Below are 22,603 nucleotides of genomic sequence, written 5' to 3' on the forward strand. Positions count from 1 at the left end.
AGATTGATGCTCTTCTTGTGCTTTGTGTTGATAGATTGAAGGTGCTTATGCTGTGATGATTGTTTCTTGGCTTTGGAATTATATGATCTTGATTTGTTTGTCATCATAATGCATCCTTTGTTTGATTTGATTACATTATTCTTTTTCTTCCTCTTCTTTCTCGACAGGGTCGGGTTCTTTGGTTTCTTTGAAGATGTCGAATTTGTTCAATGGTTGCATATATTTCAACCAGCGGAAGTCTTTCAGACGGGCTTCTTCGGGATCGGCCAAGAACAAGGGATTGAGTTCCCCGTCGGGCTTGTTGATGAAGACGATGTCCGTGACTTTCCGTTTGTCGATCATGATACGGATGTTGGAGCTATTGGCGGTGTTAACACCAATGATGTTACCTTTATCATCGGGGAAGTAGATGGTTTCCCCGTTACCGTTCACGTACACCATGTAGAGTTCGTTATCCCGGAAATAACCGGTCATATTTCGCCCTTTGATCTGGTCGTACATTTCGGTTTCCTCCCTTCGAGAGACCATGAAGGCCTTGGTATTCAGGTAGAATTCCTTAATCGTTCCATTTCCCGTGAGCAAGGAAATCTTTTCGGCGGTCATTTGGTTGCCACTGGCCCATGCCACTGGCTCATTATAGAGTGTGATGGTGGAGTCGACAGAAAGGTAGACCATCGAATCACACAATCCTTGCAAGTCCTGACTAAAGAACTTGACTTTATAGTAAGCCCGTAAGATCTGGTTCTTGGCAGAGTCCTGATCCATGAACAGGGTATCCCCGTGTACGAAAAGAGAATCTTGTTTTCCGACCATGATTAACAGGGCGCTGTCGGTGACGAATGCCTTGTTTTGTTCCCGGTCCATTTGCGCATATTCACCTTTCACAATCACGTTGTTCACGGTGTCCACAAGCGTGACGTTCCAGTAGAGATAAGCCATTCCGGTTATACTATCGATGACCATGGTATCGGCCACCCCCTCGTAACTCTGGTGCGTGACCCGGTTGTTCTTGTACAGTTCTGCGTGTCCCAAGTTGGAGTCATACCATCCATCCTCGGAGTAGAGGGTGTTATTTTCGTCCTCCTTCCCGTATATGTTCGTGGGTCCCAGAATGGAAACCAGCTTGGTTTCCGTGTTATATTTCAAGGTGTCCGAGAAGATCAGGTATTCGGGAGAATTCACTTTCACGCTGTCTTTGAAGAGAGCTATCTTTGTTTGGGTAAAATAGTTTCCTTTTTTACTATCCAACGTGTTCTGGCTATCTTTCAGTTGTCCCCAGTTGAAGTAATACCCGATGTCGAATAGTCCGTCATAATCCAGAAAATCGGTGGTCAGGATCATTTGGGGATCTTCCAGCGTGACGTTCCGGCGGACTTGAATCAGTTTTTTGTTGGCATCATAGTACATGTAGTCACCGGACATACGGATGCTATCGTTTTTGATCACCCGCACGTGGCCGAATGCTTCAAGATAGTTGGAGTCTGGTAGTTCATACTGGTAGAGACTATCGCACCACATGAGTGTGTTTTCATGCGTCATGTGTACGTTCCCGATAAACCTAGACGGTTTGCCTAGCGTTCCCACCAGTAAACTATCGGCATTAACGATCTTGACTTTAGCTTTTTTATTTCCCTGTGCTACAACTGTCTGCAAGGGGAGTAGTCCCCATACAATACATAATATCCCAACCCATAAACCTGCTCTCATCGCGGAAAAATCATCAATCTTTAATTGTAAATCTTAGCTTGTCAATTACTTGAACCACCCGTCATAATGGAATTTGGAGTTCTTGTAATCTTCGTCGATATGGATATAGGTGTTTGCTTGTTTTTCCTTGATCCATTTATCAAGTACTTCCTGTTGTTTCTTGCTTTTCAACCCGTTTTCAAAGCTGATCCAGTCATCGTCCAGGTTAGCCGTGTGGGAAGGATAGTAAGCCTTGATTTTGATCACCTTGTATTCCTCGCCTGTACGGGTCTGATCCAAGAAAGGAGAGGAAATTTCACCCACTTTCAGTTTGTTTACCTGACGGGCCATTTCTCCTTCGATGGTTTCTCTGGGGAGTTTGGAATCAGCGTCTTCCTCGTTGAAAATCAATCCGCCGTTGTTTCTGGTCTTTTTGTCCATGGAGAAATAAGCCGCGGCTTCTTCAAACGTGGCTTTCCCGTCGTGGATGTAAGTCAACACGGTGTCCAAATGCTGGATTGCTTCTTGCCGTTCTTCATCGGAAATCCGGGGACGGAGCAGGATATGGCGTACGTTTACTTTGTCTCCTTGGCGGTCGATGTATTGAAGAATATGGAAACCAAATTCCGTTTCCACGATTTTAGATACCCTGCCGGGTTTCAAGCTGAAGGCAGCTTCGGCAAATGCCGGGGCCAGTGCGCTCTTGGTTTGGTAACCTAATTCACCACCTTTGGCGGCAGATCCGGGGTCTTCCGAGTACAATACAGCTAACGTGTTGAACGTTTGTTTACCGGCAAGAATCTCTTCACGGAAATCTCTCAACCGGTTACGGATACGTTCCTTCTCGGTGTCGCTGATTCTTGGTTTGATAACGATCTGTTGAATCTCGTATTTATCGGGTACTTCCGGAAGACTGTCCTTGTTGAATTTCCGGTAGAAATACCTGACTTCCGAGGGGGTCACCCGAACGTTTTCCACGATTTTAGACTGCATCCTTTGCGTGATCATCTGCTCCCGAAGCGGGTTACGCATTTCGTTCTTGATGTCCTCGTATGATTTTCCGAAGTAGGTTTCCAGACGTTCCCGGGAACCGATATGTTGCACGTATTGCTCCAATTGTGAATTCAACGCGTTTTCCACTTCCGTGTCGGTTACCTCGATACTATCTATCTTAGCTTGAGCCACTAATAGTTTCTGAACCAATAAATTTTCTAATATTCTGGTACGAGAGTCGGTGGAAGAATTTACTAATCCTTGGGATTGTTCATGTAAAAATTGGTTCTCGATATCCGATTTCAACACGATTTCTTCACCCACGACAGCGATAATCTTGTCGATCACGTTTTTTTGTGCCGAGGCGTAACTAGCTAAAAATAACAGTACAAGCAGTGATAAATATCTCATAATTTATGAATAAGGTTATACTCAATAAAAACGCTCTAAACTAATACTTTTTCTTCAAATCCGCGAATAATCCGTTCGTTTTCGCATTTTTATTTTCATTTTTCTAATCCTGTTAATATATTTTGACGTAATCTTTTCGGAGACCTTCCGTGTTGATGTCTTTTTCCAGATTCTCTTCGAAGGAGATTTTACGTTTGTTCAGCAACAATATCTCAATCTCTTTTTTCACGTAACCGAGAGGTGCTGTTTCATGGGCTTGTCGTAGCTCGTTGATCTTGAGAAAATAGTGATTCTCGTCGTCCTCGATTTCGATGGACTCCTTGTTTTTATATTTGCTTTCCCATTCTGCCGACGTGATGGGCAGGAGGTTCAGCAGGTTACGCAGTTCGATCCATTGGTCGTTGAAGTTATCGAATTTCTTGGCTGACGTGATGCAATACTCTTCCAACGCTTCCTGGTCTTTGGCTTCCTTGGAACGGAACCATTTACGAGCATTTTCAATGTTCGGGGCGGATTTGGGAATCACCACGAACAAGGCTCTCACGACCGGGGTGTTCAGCACGAAGTTGAATTTGTTCGCGTCGTAGTATTGCGAGATTTCACGTTCGCTTACTTCCCGGCTGAGTTTCTGGGAAATCAGTTTCTCCTTGTATTTATGGATCAAGATAGAAGAGGAATAGTCTTCCACTTGTTTCCGAATGTTTTTTTCCTCGTCGCTCAGGTTCTGGGTCGCTTTGTGCAACAGTAATTCTTTGGTAATCCAGTTCCGCACGTAGCTTTGTGCCATGATGAGACTATCCTTCGAGGGGGTTCCCTGGGGAATAAAGCCGGAAACTTCCGATTTCAGCAAGTATTTGTCGAAAACCTTTGCCACGGGTTGCTCGTTTTTCGCGAACTTATCGTTACAAGCCCACAGGAAGGGGATAAAAATCAGTATATGTTGTAGTTTCATGATTTTACGCAATTAATATTCGGGCGAAAATAATAAAAAGCGATTTAAATATACGAGTTTGTGAGAGTTTTTTCGTCTATTTTGTATTTTTGCGAATAGAATTCGAAGAATGACCCGTGATATAAAAGAGATATTAAAGACTTACTGGGGATATGATGATTTCCGATCCTTGCAGGAAGAGACTATCCGTTCCGTGCTGGACGGGAAGGACACGCTTGCCCTTATGCCCACGGGAGGGGGAAAGTCGCTCACGTACCAAGTGTCCGGGTTAGCGATGGAGGGCGTCTGTCTGGTGGTGACCCCGTTGATTGCTTTGATGAAGGATCAAGTGGAGGATTTAAAGAACAGGCAGATTCCGGCCGAGGCGATCTACACGGGGATGAGGCGTGACCGGGTGGAGTCGATCATTAATAAATGTATATATGATACGGTTAAGTTCTTGTACGTGTCGCCCGAGCGATTGTACTCGGAACGGTTCCGGGAAAAATTGAGGTTGATGAACGTGTGTCTGATTACCGTGGATGAAGCTCATTGTATCTCGCAATGGGGGTATGATTTTCGTCCCCCGTACCTGCGAATAGCGGAGGTACGCGAATTCTTTCCCGGGGTGGCTACCCTTGCACTCACGGCCACGGCTACCCCGGAGGTCGTGGAGGATATTCAGAAACAGCTGCACTTTTCGACCCCGAACGTTCTCTCTAAAAGTTTCCGGCGGGAAAATATTTCCTACGTGATCCGGGACACGGAGGCCAAGCCGTTGGAATTATTCAATATTTTGTCTAAGGTGCAGGGGGGGGCGATCGTGTACGTGCGTACCCGGTTGAAGGCTTCTTCGATTGCCGCTTTCCTGAACAAGTCGGGGATCAAGTCTGACTTTTATCATGCCGGGTTATCTTCCGCGCAGCGGGCACGTCGGCAGGAGGCGTGGAAAAGCGGGATGGTTCCCGTGGTGGTGGCGACGAACGCTTTCGGGATGGGGATTGATAAGGCGGATGTGCGGGTGGTGGTGCATTATGACGTGCCGGACAGTCCGGAGGCCTATTTCCAAGAGGCGGGACGTGCCGGACGGGATGGAAAAAGGGCATACGCTGTGTTACTTTCCAGCCGGGCAGCTTTGGGTGGTTTACAAAAACGGATTGATGATGCTTTTCCCCCGAAAGATTATATATTGAGGGTGTACGAGGCCTTGGCGAACTATTATCAGTTAGGTGAGGGCGAGGGACAGGGACGGGCGTTCGAGTTCAATTTGAAACTGTTTGCCCGTAATTTTAAACTCAACGAGGCGAGGGTGATGTCTGCCATCAGTATTCTGGAGGTTGCGGGGTTCTTGGGGTACACGACGGATATAAATTCCCGTTCCCGGGTGATGTTCACCGTGTTACGGGATCGGTTGTACGAGTTCGAGACGGGTGATCCCTTGTTGGAAAGACTTATGGTTCTCCTGATGAGAAATTATGCCGGAATTTTCGTGCAGGATGCTTACGTGGACGAAGGTTTCTTGGCTGATCAGCTCGACGTGACACGCAAGGTGTTGTATGATGCTTTTATTTCTTTGGCAAAACGTAAGATTATTCGCTACGTGCCGGGGGACGTGAAACCTTACATCGTGTATTACCAACCCCGGTTGCCATTGTCCTATATCACGCTCGGGAGGGAGGCTTACGAGAACCGGAAGGAGTTGTTTGTCACGAAGATCGGGGCCATGGCCCGTTATATCCGGGATGACGAAACGTGTCGCCAGCTTTTGCTTATGGAGTATTTCGGGCAGAAGGAAGAGAAGCCTTGCGGGATATGTGATGTCTGTATCGGGAAGAAGAAACGGTTGCATCGGGAAGAGCGGAAAAGTCTGGAGGAACAGATTTTGCAGGTGCTTGCCAAACAGAATACGAATATCCGGGAGTTGGTGCGTCAATTGGGTGAGGACGAAGAAGTCGTGATCGGGCAAGTCCGGAAATTGTTGGATGAAGGGAAAATTCAATATGTTTCGACCTTGGAACTGGGGATAACGAGGAAGTCCTAAATGTTAATTTAGTATAATTGCATTACACTCTTTCCCTTGTCCCGTCGGTGTTTCACTGGTAAGTATTCGATAAGTTACCGATAAGTCTTCGATAAGTTGCCGATACGGGCAGTCAATTTTTCGTTACTTTTTTCTTGAAAAATGAATGAGGTATTAGTGAGACATAGGTGCGAGTCACTGTTGAGTGTTAGGAACGTATTTTATAAGAAGTATCCTAATTTGATGTTGATCGGTAGTCTAATTAGGATTTTTGTTTATATCGTTAGAACTAAATATTATTTATTACTTTTGCGGTTGTAAATATAGAAAAAATATAACCGATGGAATTCATGTTTTTGGGGGATAAACACAATATTCCTGTTATATAGGGAACTATAAAATCTAACCCTAGGCGACAATGTTTTATGATTATGGAACAGATATTTAATAAGGAACAGCAAGGAACTGCGCGATTCATTTTGAATCATCCTTTAGCGAAACTATCGGATTTGCGTTCTAACGAAATAAAAGATTTAGCCGTGGTGTGGTGTTACTATTCGGGTAAGATTGAAGGGAATACCTATACTTACGTGGAAACAGAGGCATTGCTCAAAGATGGCATTACTTCTGAAAAGAAGTATGAAGACGCCAAGATGCTGAAAAACCTATATAATACTTTCATATCAGAAGTGGAGTATATTAATAAAGGGAGGAATCAGGAAATAATTGATGAACGCACTTTATTCCGAGTACATCAGGCTATATCCACGGGTTTGGTTTCCAATGAAGAATCCGGCTATTTAAGAACAAGAGCTGTCCGTATCAGCGGTACGGGATATATCCCTCCAAAGGACTTGCACGATATTCGGGCTAAGTTGAATGAAATACTTTATCAACAGGAACAATTCACAAATCCATTGGAACGGGCTATTTATCTTCATTGTAACATAGCTAAATTACAGCCTTTCATAGATGGAAATAAACGTACCGCCCGAATGGTGGAAAGCATTGCCTTGATGAATGCCGATATTATCCCAGTCTATTCCTCGAAAGATGCTGATATATTGAATTACAGGAAAGGGTTGATAGCTTTTTATGAAACCGAAGATTATTCTCTTTATGCTGATTATTTTCTAAACAGGCAAGTGGAGCGAATAAAAGAAATCGAATAAAAAAGATTCAAATTTGTCGGTACCTTTTTCTTCGTGAAGTGTTATAAGGTAAAATAACACGAAATGAAAAAGGAAACAGAGTATATTATCCAGTTGATCGTGAAAAGACTTCAAGGAGGTTTGTCTCTCGAAGAGGAAACTTTCTTCGCGGCTTGGAAATCACGTTCCAAGGCCAACGAGGAGTTGTATGAACGATTGGAAAATGAATACAAGGAACACACGGAATATCCTTTATACGAGCATTTTAATGCTCGTCGGTCGTGGCCGTCTGTCATGAAAGACATTCGGAAGAGACATTCCATTCGACGCTTGTATCGTGGAGTTGCTGCGGCTGCCATCGTGTTATTGAGTGTATCTTCTTATCTGATGTTTTCGACGGGCGGGGAGGAAGTACTGCCCGTGGCCCGGGTGGAGTCGGGCAACCATTTTTCTTTTGGGAAGCGTGCCTCGCTGATTCTGCCGGGAGGGGATACTTTGCTGATTGCACCGGGGGTGGTAGACACGCTTGACGAGCAATTACCTTTCGTGAGTAATAATGGTGAAACCTTGATTTATCATACTCCCCGGACGGCGGATTCTTTGGTGTATAATACGCTGAAAATACCTCGTGGCGGGGCTTATTCCTTGCAGTTGTCGGATGGTACGAAGGTAATGCTGAATTCCGATTCCCGGTTAAAGTTCCCGCAATCTTTTTCGGGTGATACCCGGGAGGTGTATTTGGAAGGAGAAGGATTTTTCCAAGTGGCAAAGGATGCCGCGAAACCCTTTATCGTGCATTGTGAGAGGTATGCCGTGCGTGTGTTAGGTACTACGTTTAATATTTCCGCTTACCGGAACGATGAGGTTTCGATGACGACGTTAGTCGAGGGACGGGTGAATATTGAGTGCGGGAATACGGTTGTTGCGTTGACTCCCGGACTGATGGCTGCCGTGGCCGATTCGAAAGTGACGACCCGGGAAGTGAACGTGGAGTCCTATATCTCCTGGACGAGAGACCAGTTCAGTTTCAGCGAGGAACGTCTGGAAGATTTGTTAAAAAAGATTTCCCGCTGGTATGACGTGGAGTTCGTGTTTGATGATGAGGAGATCAAGGATTATAAATTTTCCGGGTTTATACCTAGGTACGAGAGTATAACGAATTTGTTTGAGATATTGGAACAATCGGCGAATGTAAGTTTTGTTCGAAAAGAGGATAAAAAAGTGATAATTATAAAACATTAATTCAAGCATGGCCAGCTAAATTAATCATCGGAGTGTCGTATAATAAATTTTAAATGTATGAAAAATTGGAGTATACTGGCTGCGGTAATGCTCGTGGTAGCGTTATGTCCTTATTCAGCTCAGGGAATTGACAGGAAAAAGAAAGAGGTTCAGCCTAAAACGACGAAGGTTGTGCTTGGTAAATATGACGAGTTGTTCAAGAACAAGGCACACGTGGTGGCGAAAGGTGGTTTTATGACCTTGCATAAGGTGGACGGCAAGTTGTTTTTTGAAATGCCTTTAAAGTACATGGGACGGGAATTTTTATTGGCCTCCACGGTAACTTCCGCGACAGATAATAGCATCTGCGTGGTAGGTTATAAGCCGAGAACTCCCCGGCATATAAAATTTACATTATTGGATAGTATGGTCTGTTTGAGGAATGTCAATTCGAAAATGACTTATGACAAGGGACAGGCCGGGCTAGAAGAAGCGATGGAGAAGAATTTCGGGGATCCTATTGTCGAGTCTTACCGGGTGCTGGCGTACACGCCGGATAGTTCTGCGGTGGTTTTTGACATGACGGATATGTTCACGAAGGATGAATCTTCTTTGTCTCCAATTATGCCGAACTCGGGTGGAATACTCAGTCATTCTGCCAGTTTGAATAAAGAGGGATCTATGTTGACCGAGATCAAGGCTTTTGAAGATAATGTAAGTATTAAATCCGTTTTGTCTTATCTGGTCACGACGAAAGCGATGGGTATGCTCACGGTAAAGAAGGATGATCCATTGACTACTCGTGTTACACGCACGTTGTTGCTTTTACCGGAAAACAAGATGCGTCCTCGGATCACGGATTCCCGGTTAGGTATATTTTTAGGGAATAAAGTGTACGTTTCCATGGAAGAGGACGGTATTCAGAAATATTCGGTGGCTAATCGCTGGCGGTTGGAACCTAAGGATATGGATGCGTGGAAACAGGGAAAGTTGGTGGAGCCGGTGAAACCAATCGTGTATTATTTGGATAACACGTTCCCGGAATCGTGGAAAGAACCCTTGAGGGAGGGAATTTTAAGATGGAACACCGCATTCGAGAAAATCGGGTTCAAGAACGTGGTTCAGGTGCGGGATTTTCCCTTGGATGATCCAGAGTTTGATCCCGATAATTTGAAATACTCTTGTGTTCGCTACATCCCGTCAACGACGGCCAACGCAATGGGACCCTCGTGGGTGGATCCGAGTACGGGGGAGATTATTAATGCCAGCGTGCTGATCTATAACGACGTAATCCGGTTGATTAACGGGTGGCGCTTCGTGCAGACGGCTCAGGTTGATCCCCGTGTCCGGGCAAAAAAGATGCCGGATGATGTGGTGAAAGAATCGCTGGCTTACGTGATCGCTCATGAAGTGGGCCACACGCTGGGATTGATGCATAATATGGCAGCTTCTGCCGCTTATCCCGTGGATTCCTTGCGCTCGGCAAGTTTCACGCAAACATACGGAACCACGCCTTCCATCATGGATTACGCCCGCTATAATTATGTCGCTCAGCCGGGGGATAAAGGGGTGAGATTGACACCACCGGATTTGGGGGTTTATGACGAGTTTGTCATAAAATGGTTATACACGCCACTACCTGAGGTAGAAGATGCTATGGCCGAGGTTCCTATCCTAGAAAAATGGTTGGATGAGAAGGCCGGGGATCCCAGGTACCGTTATGGACGGCAACAGGTTTATGCCCGGTTTGATCCTAGTGCGATAGAAGAGGATTTGGGGGATGATCCGGTGAAAGCGGGAGATTATGGGATTCAGAATCTGAAGTATATTATGAGTCATTTGAACGAGTGGTTGGGGGATGATCCAGACGGGCAACATCGTCAGGCCATGTACCAAGCTATCGGTAATCAATACTATCGTTATCTGAAGAACGTGATGTATAACGTGGGAGGTATTTACTTGACGGAGGTGAAGGACGGAACTCCGGGCAAACGCTTTGTTGCGGTTCCCCGGGAGGTACAAAAGAACTCGCTTAAATGGGTGATCCGGGAGTTGAAAACCCAGAATTGGCTGACCGATAAGGAGCTGACGGATAAGTTTGCCTTGGGCGTTTCACTGGCACCGACGGTACGGTATGCTGCCGCGAAGAATGTTGCCGAATTGTACAAGAACGTGGTTCTTTCCGCTCACGTGTCTCGTGATCCTTACACGGTGAAAGAGTTCTTTGACGATTTGTATCATGAAGTGTGGGCTTCTACCTTGAATAACCGGAAACTTTCCGAGAGCGAGAAGATATTACAGCGGGTGATTGTTGAAGTTTCGTCAGAGGGGATGGAAGGAAAGAAGAAAGGTTTACCATTCTTGACAGACGAGGCTCTTTACTTGCATTCCGGTGATGCTTTTGCTCCTTCTGTTGACGAAATCAACGCTTACGGGCTGGATGAGACGGGGATGGTGAGTAGGTATCTGGACGAGTTCCGGGAGATAGAACAGGTGTACGGACGGGGTTTCGTGGCCGCTCATCTTGAAAATATCGGGAACGGGTACGGTTGGCAGCGAAAAGTGACTACCACGGCAATCGACGATTCCAAGGTGTACTTGCAGGACATGCTGGTTCGGGTGAAACAATTGTTGGAAGGTAAGTTATCTACCGCGGATAAGGACACGAAAGCTCATTATCGGGCATTGATTCTTCAAATTGAGAAGGCGCTTAAAGCCGAATAATATACCGGGAGGCGGGGAAAGTCCCCTGTCTCTCGAAAAGAATACCTATTAACAACTAATTATATAAACATGAAAACGAATCGAGTGTTAAACAGGGACAAATGCAGGGGATGGATCAGGTGGTCTCTCGTGATCGGCTGCATTTTGTTTAGTTCTATGAGAATCTACGCTTCGGACGTTCGCTTGGTGAATGATTCGATTAAGCTGGATTTAAAGTTTGAGAAATCGACCATGTTGGAGGTACTCAATACGTTGAAAAAGAAGACGGCTTTGAATTTCGTGTATAATCACGAGGAGATAAAGGGGATTCCACTTATCACGAAGGAGTTCCGGCAGGCGACGGTACACCAGATTTTGGATTATTGTTTGCGCAACACGGGGTATGTTTTTTCCGTGGTGAATGACGTGGTGGTGATCAAAAAGAAAGAGGTAAAGAGAGGTCAGCAAAAGGTTACGATTACCGGGACCGTGTTCGACGAGAAGAATGAACCTCTTCCGGGAGCAACCGTGATGCTGAAAGGCACGACGATTGGCGTGGCCTCTGACGTGAACGGGGAGTTCAAACTGGAGCTACCGGAAAGTGACGGGATGGTTCTCGTGGTCAATTTTATCGGTATGGTTTCTCAAGAGATTCCGGTGACTCGTGACGTTAACTTGAAAATTGTTCTGAAGATGGCGGACACGGCTCTGGATGATGTTGTGGTCAATGGTTTTTACACGAAGAATAAAAACACGTTCACGGGTTCCGTGACCACCGTGAAGGGGGAAGAGCTGGTACAGGCATCCAGCACGAACCTGATCCAAGCGTTGAGTACTTTGGTGCCGGGATTGAGAATCGTGGAGAATAACGCGCAGGGATCGAACCCTAACGCCGTGCCGGAGATTATTATCCGGGGGACCAATTCATTGATGACCAGTGATGAGGCGGGAATCAACACGCCCTTAATTATTCTGGATGGAATCGAAATCTCGCTTGAAGAACTCTACGATTTGGATTTGTTCGATATAGAGAGTGTGAACGTACTGAAAGATGCAGCCGCAACCGTTCTTTATGGTGAACGGGCTTCCAATGGCGTGATCGTGGTGGAACGGGCTCACGTGAAGGATGATAAAGTGCGGTTCAGTTATAATTTTGTTCCTGATTTCAGTTTCCCCGATTTGAGTTCCATGAACTTGTGTAATGCCTCTGAAAAGTTAGAATTGGAACGTCGGGCCGGGTTGTATAATTCGGCTAATGGTAACGCTGACAGAAATTATGCCTATAAGTTGGAAAACGTGCGCAAGGGGATTGACACGGATTGGATTTCAAAACCATTGAGAAACTCTTTCAGTCATTCTCATTCATTGCGGGTTGCCGGTCGGGGAGGTAATATGGATTACAAGGCATCTGCTTCTTTTAAAGATACTTACGGGGTCATGAAGGGGGACTACAGAAGGAATTACGGTCTTAATTTTTCATTGGCTTACCACATGACGAATAAATTGACGATCTCTTATCAGTTTGCTTTCGGGATGACGGATAGCAAGGATTCTCCTTACGGTCAGTTTTCAACCTACACCGAGTTGAATCCTTACGAGCCGGTGTATGACGAGGATGGCGAGTATATCCGGAATTACTATTTCAACAAGTTCGATCCCTCTCGCAACGAGAAAATAGAGAATCCGTTATACAATGCTACGCTTTCCAGTTTTTCGAAATCTAAGAGTAAATCGATCAAAAATAGTTTATCCCTGCGCTGGGATATCAGCAAGTCTTTTTTCGTGAACGGGCAATTCGATTTGAACCTGTCGGATTCGAAGAGTGATAAATATACCTCGCCGGAAAATTCGGCATATGAAAATTACACTTCTCCGGAAGAGCTTGCGCAGAAGGGGGAATACAGGCAAAGCTCTTCCGACGGGAATTCGTACACGGGAAAATTGGTTGCAAACTATTCTATCGCTTTGGATGAGCATGGTAGCGTGTTCGGTATTCATGCCGGGACAGAGATTTCAAGGGAGAAGACTACGAGTAGCCAGATCACTGCCGTGGGGTTCTTGAAGGACGAACTGGACGATTTGAGTTATGCGATGAAATACGATGACAAGGCTCCTAGCGGGAGCGAGAAATTATCAACAAGAGTCGGGTTCTTTGGTGATGTAGATCTTTCCTACCGGAACAGGTATTTTGTCAACGGAGTTTTCCGGACTTCCGGTTCCTCTAAATTTGGTAAGAATCAGCGTTTCGCTCCCTTCTGGTCTGTCGGTTTCGGGTGGAATGTTCACAACGAGGAGTTTTTGAAATGTGATTGGTTGAACACGCTACGTTTCCGGGTAAGCTACGGGTACACGGGTAATGCCGGTTTTTCTCCTTATCAGGCGATCACGACATATAAGTATAGCAATGATTATCGCTATTATGCGGGTGTCGGGGCTTTACCGATCACGATGGGAAACATGGATTTAAAGTGGCAGCGGACGTTGAAAATGAATTACGGGGTCACCGGTGGATTCCTGAATGACCGGTTGCGAGTGGAATTCGATTACTACGTGGAGAAGACGAAAGATATGTTGATCCCGATAGATGTACCCCTTTCCATGGGCGTGGATAACGTGAAGGTTAATCTGGGATCGGCTAAAAATGCCGGGTTGGATTTCTCTATTTCCGGGCAGATCATACAAAAGAAGGATTGGAGCTGGATGCTGACGGTGAATGGCGGGCATGTGTATGACAAGATCGAGAAGATCAGTAATGCCTTGCAACGGACGAACTCGGAAACCACGTCTTCGGACGAATGGAACGCTCCCAAGATTCAATTCAAGGAGGGAGAGTCTCAATATGCGATTTATGCCATGCGTTCCGCGGGGATTGATCCGGCCACGGGTAAAGAGGTGTATATAAATAAAAACGGGGAATACACGTTTGATTACAGTTACGACGATCAGGTGGTTGTGGGGAATACAAACCCGACAATACAAGGAAGTATATTCACGTCGTTCCGGTATAAAGGGTTTTCTTTAAGCGTGTCGGCTGCTTACACGTTGGGAGGTGATATTTATAACACGACACTGGCGAAGAAGGTGGAGAATATAAACATCAAAGAGAATGTCGATCGACGGGCGTTCACGGAAAGATGGAAAGAGATCGGGGACGAGACCCGTTTCTTGGGCATCCCGGAAAGCGGATGGGCTACTTATCTTTCGGAACGTTTCGTGGAGCGTAAGAATGAGTTGTCGATTTCGAATATTAACCTGCAATACGAGTTTAATGTTGAAAAGCTGAAATTGTTCGGTCTGAAACGTCTGGTCGTGGGTATCGGAGCATCGGACATCGGGCGGCTTTCCACGGTTAAATTTGAAAGAGGTACTTCCTATCCCTATTGTCGGAGCTTTAATTTCATACTTAGACCTACCTTTTAATGAAACAATATAATCGTATGACTATGAAAAAGATAATATATATGCTACTGATCGCCTCGTGTGGGTGGAGTTGCGATAGCTTTCTGGATGTAAATCCCAAGGCGGAGGTGATTGACGAGGATATGTTCAGCACGGCTTCGGGCGTGGAGGATGCCCTGTATGGTGTGTATTCGGCCTTGTCCAATAGTTATTTGTATGGTAATTATATGTCGGTGTATTACCCGGAACTGTTCGCACAGAATTTCGTGGATGACGGTATCAAGGGAACGGAGATCGGGAAATTGAACATGGGCGATCTTATGATGGAATCGGATGTGATGAAGATGTGGAAACAAGCTTATACGGCGATCGGTTACGTGAACAATATTATTATAAACTTAGAGAATAAGGACGAGAAGGCGTTCAAACATTATAATATTTACCTTGGGGAGGCTTTAGGGCTTCGGGCTTATCTGCATTTTGACCTGCTACGATATTATGCCGTTCATGTTACCTCGAAAGATGAAACGGCCAAGGCACACGCCATTCCTTACGTCACGACTTACGAGTTTTACGTGACACCCTTTTCTTCGGTAACGGAGGTTTACGATAAGATTATTCAAGATCTGGAACGGGCAATTGGTCTTTTGGCAGACGACGAGAGTTTGATGGAGGCAGAAAGAACGGGACACGCTGCTGATTTCGTTTCAGCCCGGGAGACTCATTTCAATTTGTACGCAGCGGAGGCAGCTTTGGCCCGCGTGTATTGGATGAAGGGCGATTTGAAGAATGCCAAGATCTACGCTCAAAAGGTGATTGATTCTCATAAATTCCAGTTGGTGGATAAAACGGAGGTGGAGAGCATGGTACAGAGTAAGTTGTCTTTTAAAGAGACGATCTGGGGAATTTATACAAGGGATTTCGGGACCTCGATGAAGAATTTATTTATTAGAAGTACGGGAATAGATTTGGCCTCGGATTGGGAGGACTTGTACCTAGATAATCAGGGAGCGGAAGAGGGCGTGGATTACAGGAGATTCTGGTTTGACGTGGACCCGGATAAAGATGCCACGACTTGCCTCAAGCTGATTAACTACGAGTTTTTGGCTGACCCGAATAAATACGATGAACCCGTTATTCTGGGAGTGAACATGATTCGTATCCCGGAGATGTACTATATCATGGCGGAAGCTTTGCTGGAAGAGAATATCGACTTGGCCACGGATTATATGGATGTTGTTGTGGAGGCCCGGGGAATGGTCGGGTTTAAAGACCGGATTCCGGCTCGACAATTGACGCTTGATGATATTATGAAGGAACGCCGTAAGGAATATTACGGGGAAGGCCAAGAGTGGTTTTGCATGAAACGGCAGAACCGGGATGTATATTCAATCATAGGGGCGGTAACCCTGCCGGGAAGTGACAAGATCTATTGTTTGCCTGTTCCCGAAGAGGAAATGAATGCCCGTTAACATTAAAAACGAAAGACATGAAAAGGATAACATTAATTAGTTTTGCTATTGGATTAGCGTTGAGCGCGCTTTCCTGTTCGGATGATGACCTGATGTATAACGTGCATCAGAAAAGGTCTGTCTATTTTGACCGGGAAAGTAAAACAGATACTATTTTTTTCTCTTTTGTTTCGGTTGAAGGGGATGACTACGATTACTGTATCCCGATCCGGGTGATCGGTAAACCCGTGAACGAGGTGCAGCACCCGGTGGTTATGGTCGTTGCCGATTCTTCAACAGCACGGGAGAACATGCATTACGTGATGGGAGAGGTGGTGATTCCCGCCGATAGCGTTCGAGGTGTCCTGAACATCCGGTTAAACAAGACGGGTGACATGAAGGAACGTTCGTATTACCTCTATTTGAGATTTGCAGAGGATGAGTATTTTAAACCGATTGCCGATGATAATTATATTTTGTCGATAGCTGACGGGGAGTACTCCCGGCCGGATTGGTGGAAAGATGCTGATCTGGGAACGTTCTCTTCCGATTTGTTTAAGCGGATGTTGGAAAAATACTGGGAACTGGAGGAACTTCGTCCGGTGGAATATGCTTATTTCGAAGAGAATTACGGGCGGTTGCTTGAGAATGCCCCGGCATGGTTCTGGTCTAGAAATTATCCGGGTATCTGGGTGAAATACGTGTTGAAACCGGTGTACGAGTATTACCAAGAACATCCCACCGAAGGGGTGAATATGCCGAATCCTGATAAATTCATTTGATGTAATCTCCTGTATAGTGATCTAAATAAAAATTGAAGAGCGATGAAAAAGATATATTACATAGTTTTCGCCATTCTGGTAAGTGGTTTACTGGATGCTTGTATTCATGACGATACGAGCTTGGCGGACCCGGACTTCTCCCGGCTTTCAATCATTTCTCAATACGACACGTTGAGCGTGAATCTAAGCGAGGAGTTTGTTTACAAAGTGGATGTTGTGCAAAGCGGGGAGGATAGACCGTTGACTTACGAGTGGGGGTATGCGACCTATAATACCAAGGATGAGAGTGATTATCCGGCAAAGGATTCTTTAAAAATTATATCTAACGAGGCCGAGTTACGTTATACTTTCAGGAAATTAGGTACTTATTATTTGCGATTGAAGGTGGATAATGGGGAGGCGATCTCGTTTAAAGGTTTTATGTTGAACGTGACGACACCTTATGATGAAGGAATCACGGTATTGAGTCAGGATGATGCGGGGAATCCTCGGATTTCGTTTATGAAAACTTTGACCCGGCAGGAAATAGAATCCGGGGTGAAGAAGGAATTTGTTACGGATGTTCTGACAAAGGAGAACCCGGACTACACGATTAAAAATTGCACGGATCTGGCACAGTTCGGTCCCTATCTGCTGTTGGCCTCTCGGGAGGATGGATTGATCTATAAATTGAATGCCAAGACTTTCGGAGTTATGTATAAGAACAGGGTAAGGGATATTATTCCGGATTTCACTTGTAAGGAGTTGATGGGAAGTGGGGCAACGAATTGGATGTTATCAGAAAATGGAAGTGCATATCGTTACGAGCTTACCTTTGATGAAGTGTTGGTGATTGATAATGCTGTTGGGTATGGTTATGATGCTTGTTTCTTTGGATATAGTTCTTCCTATCAATATTTCATTGATTACGATAAATCTATTATCTATTCTCCGACGGGAAATAAAGCAACCTCTTCTTCCAACTATTTCGAGGATTATAATATCATCGGAATGGTGCCTTGGACGATCACGAAACTTTACACGATAGCTGTTTTGAAGGAAGATCCGTCACAAGGTCGAGTATTTCAGACAAGTGGTTCTTTATCCAAGTTAACGGAGTTGATTAAGTTTGATGGAACGGATTTGAAGTTGGATAAGAATTCAACGATCATGTTTAGTAAAACTTACAAGAATGCTTACTATGATTACGGGAATAATATTTATCGTTGGAATTGTACCGGGCAATTCCCGAAGACCCCGTTTATCACATTCCCCGATACAAAGGAGATTACGGCTGTGGCTATGGATCCGGATAAAACGCTGATTTATGTTTGCTACGTGGATAGCGAGAGAAGTGGTTTGAAGGGTGGAATTGACATTTATGATGCGAATGACGGTAAATTGATCGAGTCTTACGGGGGAATTGCCGATCGGCCGTTGAGAGTATTTTACAAGACGAAATGATGTAGGCCCAAAATTTATAAGGTCCATAAAGTAAGGCCGTTCGAAAAGTTGTTTTTCTAACTCCCTCCCCCCCTTCGGGGTACTCCCTCTATAAACAGAGGGAGAGCTGAGTTACTTGCTATCTTTAGGGCAATTCACCAGCTCCTCCTCTGTTTATAGAGGAGGTGGGCGAAGGCCGGATGAGTTAATTTTGTAACAGATAGGACTTTTCGAGCAGCTTTTTCTTTTGTGTGATGAATTATTATCTTTTTTGAGATGGAAAGAACAAATTAACATGTTCTATTTTGTTGTTTCTACTATTTTCGGTACATTTGAAAAGAATATCTTTAAGGTGTGGAATATGATGTTTTTTTATAAATCTGATGGTGATGTTGGTAGAGTCTTCCGTATATGAGCGTTTTGTGAAAGGGGATGAGAAAGCCTTGGAATTGTTGTATGATCAATATTTTGCAACATTGGGAGTTTACGCAGGACGTTTCTTGCGGGAAGAGAATGTTTGCGTGGACATCGTGCATGAGAGTTTTATCAAGACGTGGGAGAAAAGGAAACAGTTTACCTCGTTCCAGATGATTATCAGTTTTTTGTATGCTTGCGTGAGAAATGCTTGTCTGAACGAGTTGCGGCATCTGGACATAAAGAATAAAGTTCTGTTGCAACAGGTATCCAGTCTCGATATTGAAGGGGAAATCATAGAACATGAGGTGAAACGGATTATTTGGACTGAAATTGCCCGATTGGCGGGTGATTATAAAGAGATCATGGCGATGAGTTTGGAAGGGTATTCTACCAAGGAGATTTCGGAAGAGTTGAATCTTTCCGAACAGACGATTAAAAATAAAAAGGGAGAGGCGTTAAAACAACTTCGCAAAAATATGGGACCGTACCAGTGGTGTCTCCGGCTTTTCTTTTAAGGAATAGTTTGCTTGTAATATTCTATATCATTGATTTATAATTCATATATTTGTCTTATTTTCGGGACAAAAAGAGAATCTTCGTGTCGTTTTTGTTTGTGAAATTGAAACTTGGTATCTCTTTTTTCCCTAATCTTGCAACTCGCCAAAATCGATACTTGCTTGATTGAAATTTTTTATTTATTTTATTACTTTTGTTCCCCTTGTTTTGAAATAGTTGTAGAAAACAGGGATAGAAGGTAAATTATGCGATTGAACGTGAATGATAAAGTTGAGGGTTCGCGTCAGGTAGCAATGATGGTGTGATGATGTATTTTACGGGTTTATACCGCATGGTGCGATGAATGATGTTAGGTGCGAATGGATATGTTTAGACAATAAAGTGATAGAAACATATCTTGCACGTATGGTATTAAAAGATCAAATTAAATGAGAGTAGACTTGGTATTGAAGTTTGACGGCAACTTATGTGGTGTTGTGAAATGGATTCTGTTGTTCTGCTGCATATGTTTTCCGGAAATCCCCGTGGCGGGTGAATCGCGTTCTGCCTTGATCGTGATCACGGGAGAGGTGAAGGATGCAGATGGCGAACCACTTCCGGGCGTGACGGTTGTCCTGAAAGGGACTTCTTTGGGATGTGCCACGGGTACGGACGGGAAGTTCCGATTGGAAATTCCGGAACAAAAGGAGATGGTGTTACTTTTCCGGTTTGTCGGGATGAAGAATCAAGAAGTCACGGTTACCAGTACCCGGCATATCCGGGTGACGATGGTGAAGGATATGAAAGAATTGGATGATGTGATCGTGACCGGGTATTACACGCAGGCGAAGAATGCTTTTACCGGGGAGATTACCCGGATCAAGGGAGAGGATTTGTTGCGGGTATCCCCGACGAACCTGTTACAGGCATTGGCAATCTTGACACCGGGATTGAGGATTGTAGAGAATAACGAGGCGGGGTCTGATCCGAACGTCGTGCCTGAGATTCTGATTCGTGGGGCGAGTTCAATCATGACAAAAGGACAGGAAGGGGTAAATGCCCCCTTGATTATGCTGGACGGGGTGGAGATTTCCGTGGAGGATTTGTATGATCTGGATATTTACGATATAGAACAGGTACTGGTGTTGAAGGATGCATCCGCGGCGGTACTTTACGGGGAGAAAGCTGCCAATGGGGTGATATTGGTGGAACGGGTGCGGGGAAAGTCGGATAAGCCGAGATTCAGTTATAATTTCACGCCGATGTTCAGTTTTCCCGATTTGACCTCTCTTCGCCTGTGTGATGCGGAGGAAAAGTTGGAACTGGAGCGTTTGGCGGGATTGTATGACCGGGTAGATGGTAGTCTTGACCCGGCTTATGATTATAAGCTGGAGAACATCCGCCGGGGTGTCAACACGGATTGGACGACGAAACCTTTGCGGAATGCTTTCACGCATAGTCATTCTGCCACGATGACAGGGCGGGGTGGCGGAATCGAGTATAAGGTAACGGGACGGTTCTCCGATACATACGGCGTGATGAAAGGTGATTATCGCCGGAATTACGGGGTGAATGTTTCTTTGTCGTACCGGTTTGCCCGGGATGTGGTGGCCACTTACCAGTTGGCTTATACCATGACCGAGGGAAAGAATAGTCCTTACGGGAGTTTTGCGCAGTACACGAGGTTGAACCCGTACAACCCGGTATATGACGGGGACGGGGAGTATATACGGAATTATTATTTCGATCCGGTAAACCGGACAATGGAACGGCAAGTCAATCCACTGTATAATGCCACGCTGGCAAGCTTTTCGAAAAGTCAGAATAAAGCGGTCACGAATTATTTGTCGTTACGCTGGGATATGAACGAGACCCTGTTTATCACGGGAAACGTGAGTGTGCGACAGGGGGACACGTGGAATAAGGTGTATGTTTCCCCGGAGGATGCGAGTTTCACCTTGCAGGAGATTCCTCAAAACAAGAAAGGGACTTACACGGCATATTCAACCGAGACGACGGATTGGGCGGGGAAGTTGGTACTTAATTATCGTTTACCGCTGAATGATGCTGGGACTACGGTTCTTTCCTTGAGCGCGGGTACGGACATCGGGAAGGACAAGTCTTCTTCGATGCAGGTGAAGGCGGAAGGGTTTATGAAGGACAAGATGACGGATATTAAATTTGCCTCGCAGTACGCGACTACGCGTCCCGTGGGTGGCGAGAAGGAATCGGCAGAGGTGGGGTTCTTCGTGAACGGTAGTCTTGATTTGCTGGGACGATATTTTGTCAATGCCTCTTACAAGACAGCGGGTTCGTCGAAGTTTGGCAGTAAACATCGTTTTGCCCCGGTATGGTCGGCGGGAATCGGTTGGAATCTGCATAAAGAAGGATTCATGAATTTCGATTGGTTGAACGTTTTGCGTCTTCGGTTTAGCGTCGGTTCGACGGCTAACGTGACTTTCACGCCTTATCAGGCTTTGACCACTTATCTTTATGATTCCGACTTAATTCATTATGGCGGGATGGGTGCGGTTCCGATCACGATGGGGAATCCCGATATGAAATGGCAGGTTACCCGAAAGTATAATTGGGGATTGACGGCTACTTTCTGGAAAGAACGGGTGAACGTGGAGGCCAGTTACTACGTGAACAAAACGAAGGATGCCTTGATGCCTTTGACCTTACCGTCTTCTGTCGGTGTTTCTTCAGTGTTGGTGAATATGGGGAAGTTACAGAATTCGGGCTACGAGTTTTCCATTTCTGCACAAGTGGTCAAGCGAAATAACCTGCTTTGGATGGTGATGGTAAACGGATCGCACGTGTTTGATAAACTGACGAGTATCTCGGATGCGTTGAAGGCGGAGAATATGGCGGCTTATTATGGCGTGAAACCTCAGCCGATGTTCGTGGAAGGGGGATCTCAGTTCGGTATATATGCCATGCGTTCTGCGGGAATTGATCCGGCTTCCGGGCAGGAGGTGTATATCAAGAAGAATGGGAATTACACGTTTACTTACGATAAGAACGAGCGAGTGGAGGTTGGAAACACGAATCCCATGCTGGAGGGGAGTCTTTTCACGAGCTTGTCGTACCGGGGATTCACGTTGAATGTCACCGCGGCGTACAAGTTTGGCGGTGATATTTACAACACAACTTTGGCGAATAAAGTGGAGTATATTGATCCCTACGGGAATGTGGATCGTCGGGCTTTCACCAAACGGTGGAAGAAACCGGGCGACTTAGTGCGTTTCCTCGGGATTCCGGAGAACGTGAGTGATGAGAATAGGTATTCCGAGCGTTTCGTGGAACGGGATAACACGTTCGCGATAACGAGTATCATGTTGAATTACGAGTTTAAACCCGGTTATTTGCGCAAGATCGGGATTAAGAGGCTGAATCTAGGCATAGGCGTTGCCGATATTGCCCGGTTCTCTTCCGTGAAACAGGAACGAGGTACGGAATATCCTTTTCAACGGAGTTTCCATATCACGTTTAGACCGACATTTTGATAACTACTAAAG

The 22,603-nt window shown here is 45.3% G+C and carries 13 protein-coding genes; 10 read left to right on the forward strand and 3 right to left on the reverse strand.

Features of this window, described 5'->3' with window-relative positions; translation table 11 throughout:
* Positions 1-135 precede the first annotated feature (135 nt).
* The 3 genes from R8806_RS02900 to R8806_RS02910 form a co-directional block, all read right to left on the reverse strand.
* Positions 136-1,707: an OstA-like protein gene (locus R8806_RS02900; protein ID WP_124316849.1), complete on the reverse strand. Its 1,572-nt coding sequence runs from the start codon at positions 1,705-1,707 to the stop codon at positions 136-138.
* A gap of 45 nt (positions 1,708-1,752) precedes the next feature.
* A complete protein-coding gene (locus tag R8806_RS02905; RefSeq protein WP_124316850.1) occupies positions 1,753-3,090 on the reverse strand; it encodes a peptidylprolyl isomerase in 1,338 nt (445 codons plus the stop codon).
* Between the two features lie 112 nt (positions 3,091-3,202).
* Positions 3,203-4,042 carry a peptidylprolyl isomerase gene (locus R8806_RS02910; RefSeq protein ID WP_087420071.1) on the reverse strand — a complete coding sequence of 280 codons (840 nt, stop codon included), beginning with the start codon at positions 4,040-4,042 and terminating at the stop codon, positions 3,203-3,205.
* Between the two features lie 109 nt (positions 4,043-4,151).
* Between R8806_RS02910 and R8806_RS02915 the strand changes: the two genes are divergently transcribed.
* The 10 genes from R8806_RS02915 to R8806_RS02960 all read left to right on the forward strand — a co-directional run bounded on the left by R8806_RS02915 (position 4,152) and on the right by R8806_RS02960 (position 22,591).
* Entirely contained in the window at positions 4,152-6,062 is a 1,911-nt protein-coding gene (locus tag R8806_RS02915) for a RecQ family ATP-dependent DNA helicase (RefSeq protein ID WP_124316851.1), read from the forward strand.
* Positions 6,063-6,472: 410 nt separating this feature from the next.
* A complete protein-coding gene (locus R8806_RS02920) occupies positions 6,473-7,213 on the forward strand; it encodes a Fic family protein (protein ID WP_124316852.1) in 741 nt (246 codons plus the stop codon).
* 63 nt (positions 7,214-7,276) lie between these two features.
* Entirely contained in the window at positions 7,277-8,434 is a 1,158-nt protein-coding gene (locus tag R8806_RS02925) for a FecR family protein (protein WP_124316853.1), read from the forward strand.
* Positions 8,435-8,491: 57 nt separating this feature from the next.
* Positions 8,492-11,137, forward strand: a complete 2,646-nt coding sequence (locus R8806_RS02930) for a zinc-dependent metalloprotease (protein ID WP_124316854.1) — start codon at positions 8,492-8,494, stop codon at positions 11,135-11,137.
* A 69-nt stretch (positions 11,138-11,206) separates the two neighbouring features.
* Complete coding sequence (locus tag R8806_RS02935; protein WP_124316249.1) at positions 11,207-14,536, forward strand: SusC/RagA family TonB-linked outer membrane protein; 3,330 nt, start codon at positions 11,207-11,209, stop codon at positions 14,534-14,536.
* A 23-nt stretch (positions 14,537-14,559) separates the two neighbouring features.
* The gene (locus tag R8806_RS02940; RefSeq protein ID WP_124316248.1) at positions 14,560-15,987 is read left to right on the forward strand and encodes a RagB/SusD family nutrient uptake outer membrane protein; all 1,428 of its coding nucleotides are present in this window, start codon (positions 14,560-14,562) and stop codon (positions 15,985-15,987) included.
* Positions 15,988-16,004: 17 nt separating this feature from the next.
* Positions 16,005-16,748, forward strand: coding sequence for a DUF4843 domain-containing protein (locus R8806_RS02945; protein ID WP_124316247.1), 744 nt, complete (start codon positions 16,005-16,007; stop codon positions 16,746-16,748).
* Positions 16,749-16,790: 42 nt separating this feature from the next.
* On the forward strand, positions 16,791-18,191 hold the full coding sequence (locus R8806_RS02950; protein ID WP_124316246.1) for a hypothetical protein: 1,401 nt from the start codon (positions 16,791-16,793) through the stop codon (positions 18,189-18,191).
* A gap of 368 nt (positions 18,192-18,559) precedes the next feature.
* The gene (locus tag R8806_RS02955) at positions 18,560-19,102 is read left to right on the forward strand and encodes a sigma-70 family RNA polymerase sigma factor (RefSeq protein WP_164719581.1); all 543 of its coding nucleotides are present in this window, start codon (positions 18,560-18,562) and stop codon (positions 19,100-19,102) included.
* Positions 19,103-19,531: 429 nt separating this feature from the next.
* A complete protein-coding gene (locus tag R8806_RS02960; protein WP_124316244.1) occupies positions 19,532-22,591 on the forward strand; it encodes a SusC/RagA family TonB-linked outer membrane protein in 3,060 nt (1,019 codons plus the stop codon).
* Positions 22,592-22,603: the final 12 nt, after the last annotated feature.

Origin of the sequence: Butyricimonas faecihominis, from assembly GCF_033096445.1 — a bacterium.
In the GTDB taxonomy this organism is placed as follows: Bacteria; Bacteroidota; Bacteroidia; order Bacteroidales; family Marinifilaceae; genus Butyricimonas; species Butyricimonas faecihominis.

Bases quoted from the DNA above. Each gene is read 5' to 3' on its own strand.
- R8806_RS02900 (WP_124316849.1), bottom strand. From the start codon at position 1,707: ATGAGAGCAGGTTTATGGGTTGGGATATTATGTATTGTATGGGGACTA.
- R8806_RS02905 (WP_124316850.1), bottom strand. From the start codon at position 3,090: ATGAGATATTTATCACTGCTTGTACTGTTATTTTTAGCTAGTTACGCC.
- R8806_RS02910 (WP_087420071.1), bottom strand. From the start codon at position 4,042: ATGAAACTACAACATATACTGATTTTTATCCCCTTCCTGTGGGCTTGT.
- R8806_RS02915 (WP_124316851.1), top strand. From the start codon at position 4,152: ATGACCCGTGATATAAAAGAGATATTAAAGACTTACTGGGGATATGAT.
- R8806_RS02920 (WP_124316852.1), top strand. From the start codon at position 6,473: ATGGAACAGATATTTAATAAGGAACAGCAAGGAACTGCGCGATTCATT.
- R8806_RS02925 (WP_124316853.1), top strand. From the start codon at position 7,277: ATGAAAAAGGAAACAGAGTATATTATCCAGTTGATCGTGAAAAGACTT.
- R8806_RS02930 (WP_124316854.1), top strand. From the start codon at position 8,492: ATGAAAAATTGGAGTATACTGGCTGCGGTAATGCTCGTGGTAGCGTTA.
- R8806_RS02935 (WP_124316249.1), top strand. From the start codon at position 11,207: ATGAAAACGAATCGAGTGTTAAACAGGGACAAATGCAGGGGATGGATC.
- R8806_RS02940 (WP_124316248.1), top strand. From the start codon at position 14,560: ATGAAAAAGATAATATATATGCTACTGATCGCCTCGTGTGGGTGGAGT.
- R8806_RS02945 (WP_124316247.1), top strand. From the start codon at position 16,005: ATGAAAAGGATAACATTAATTAGTTTTGCTATTGGATTAGCGTTGAGC.
- R8806_RS02950 (WP_124316246.1), top strand. From the start codon at position 16,791: ATGAAAAAGATATATTACATAGTTTTCGCCATTCTGGTAAGTGGTTTA.
- R8806_RS02955 (WP_164719581.1), top strand. From the start codon at position 18,560: ATGTTGGTAGAGTCTTCCGTATATGAGCGTTTTGTGAAAGGGGATGAG.
- R8806_RS02960 (WP_124316244.1), top strand. From the start codon at position 19,532: ATGAGAGTAGACTTGGTATTGAAGTTTGACGGCAACTTATGTGGTGTT.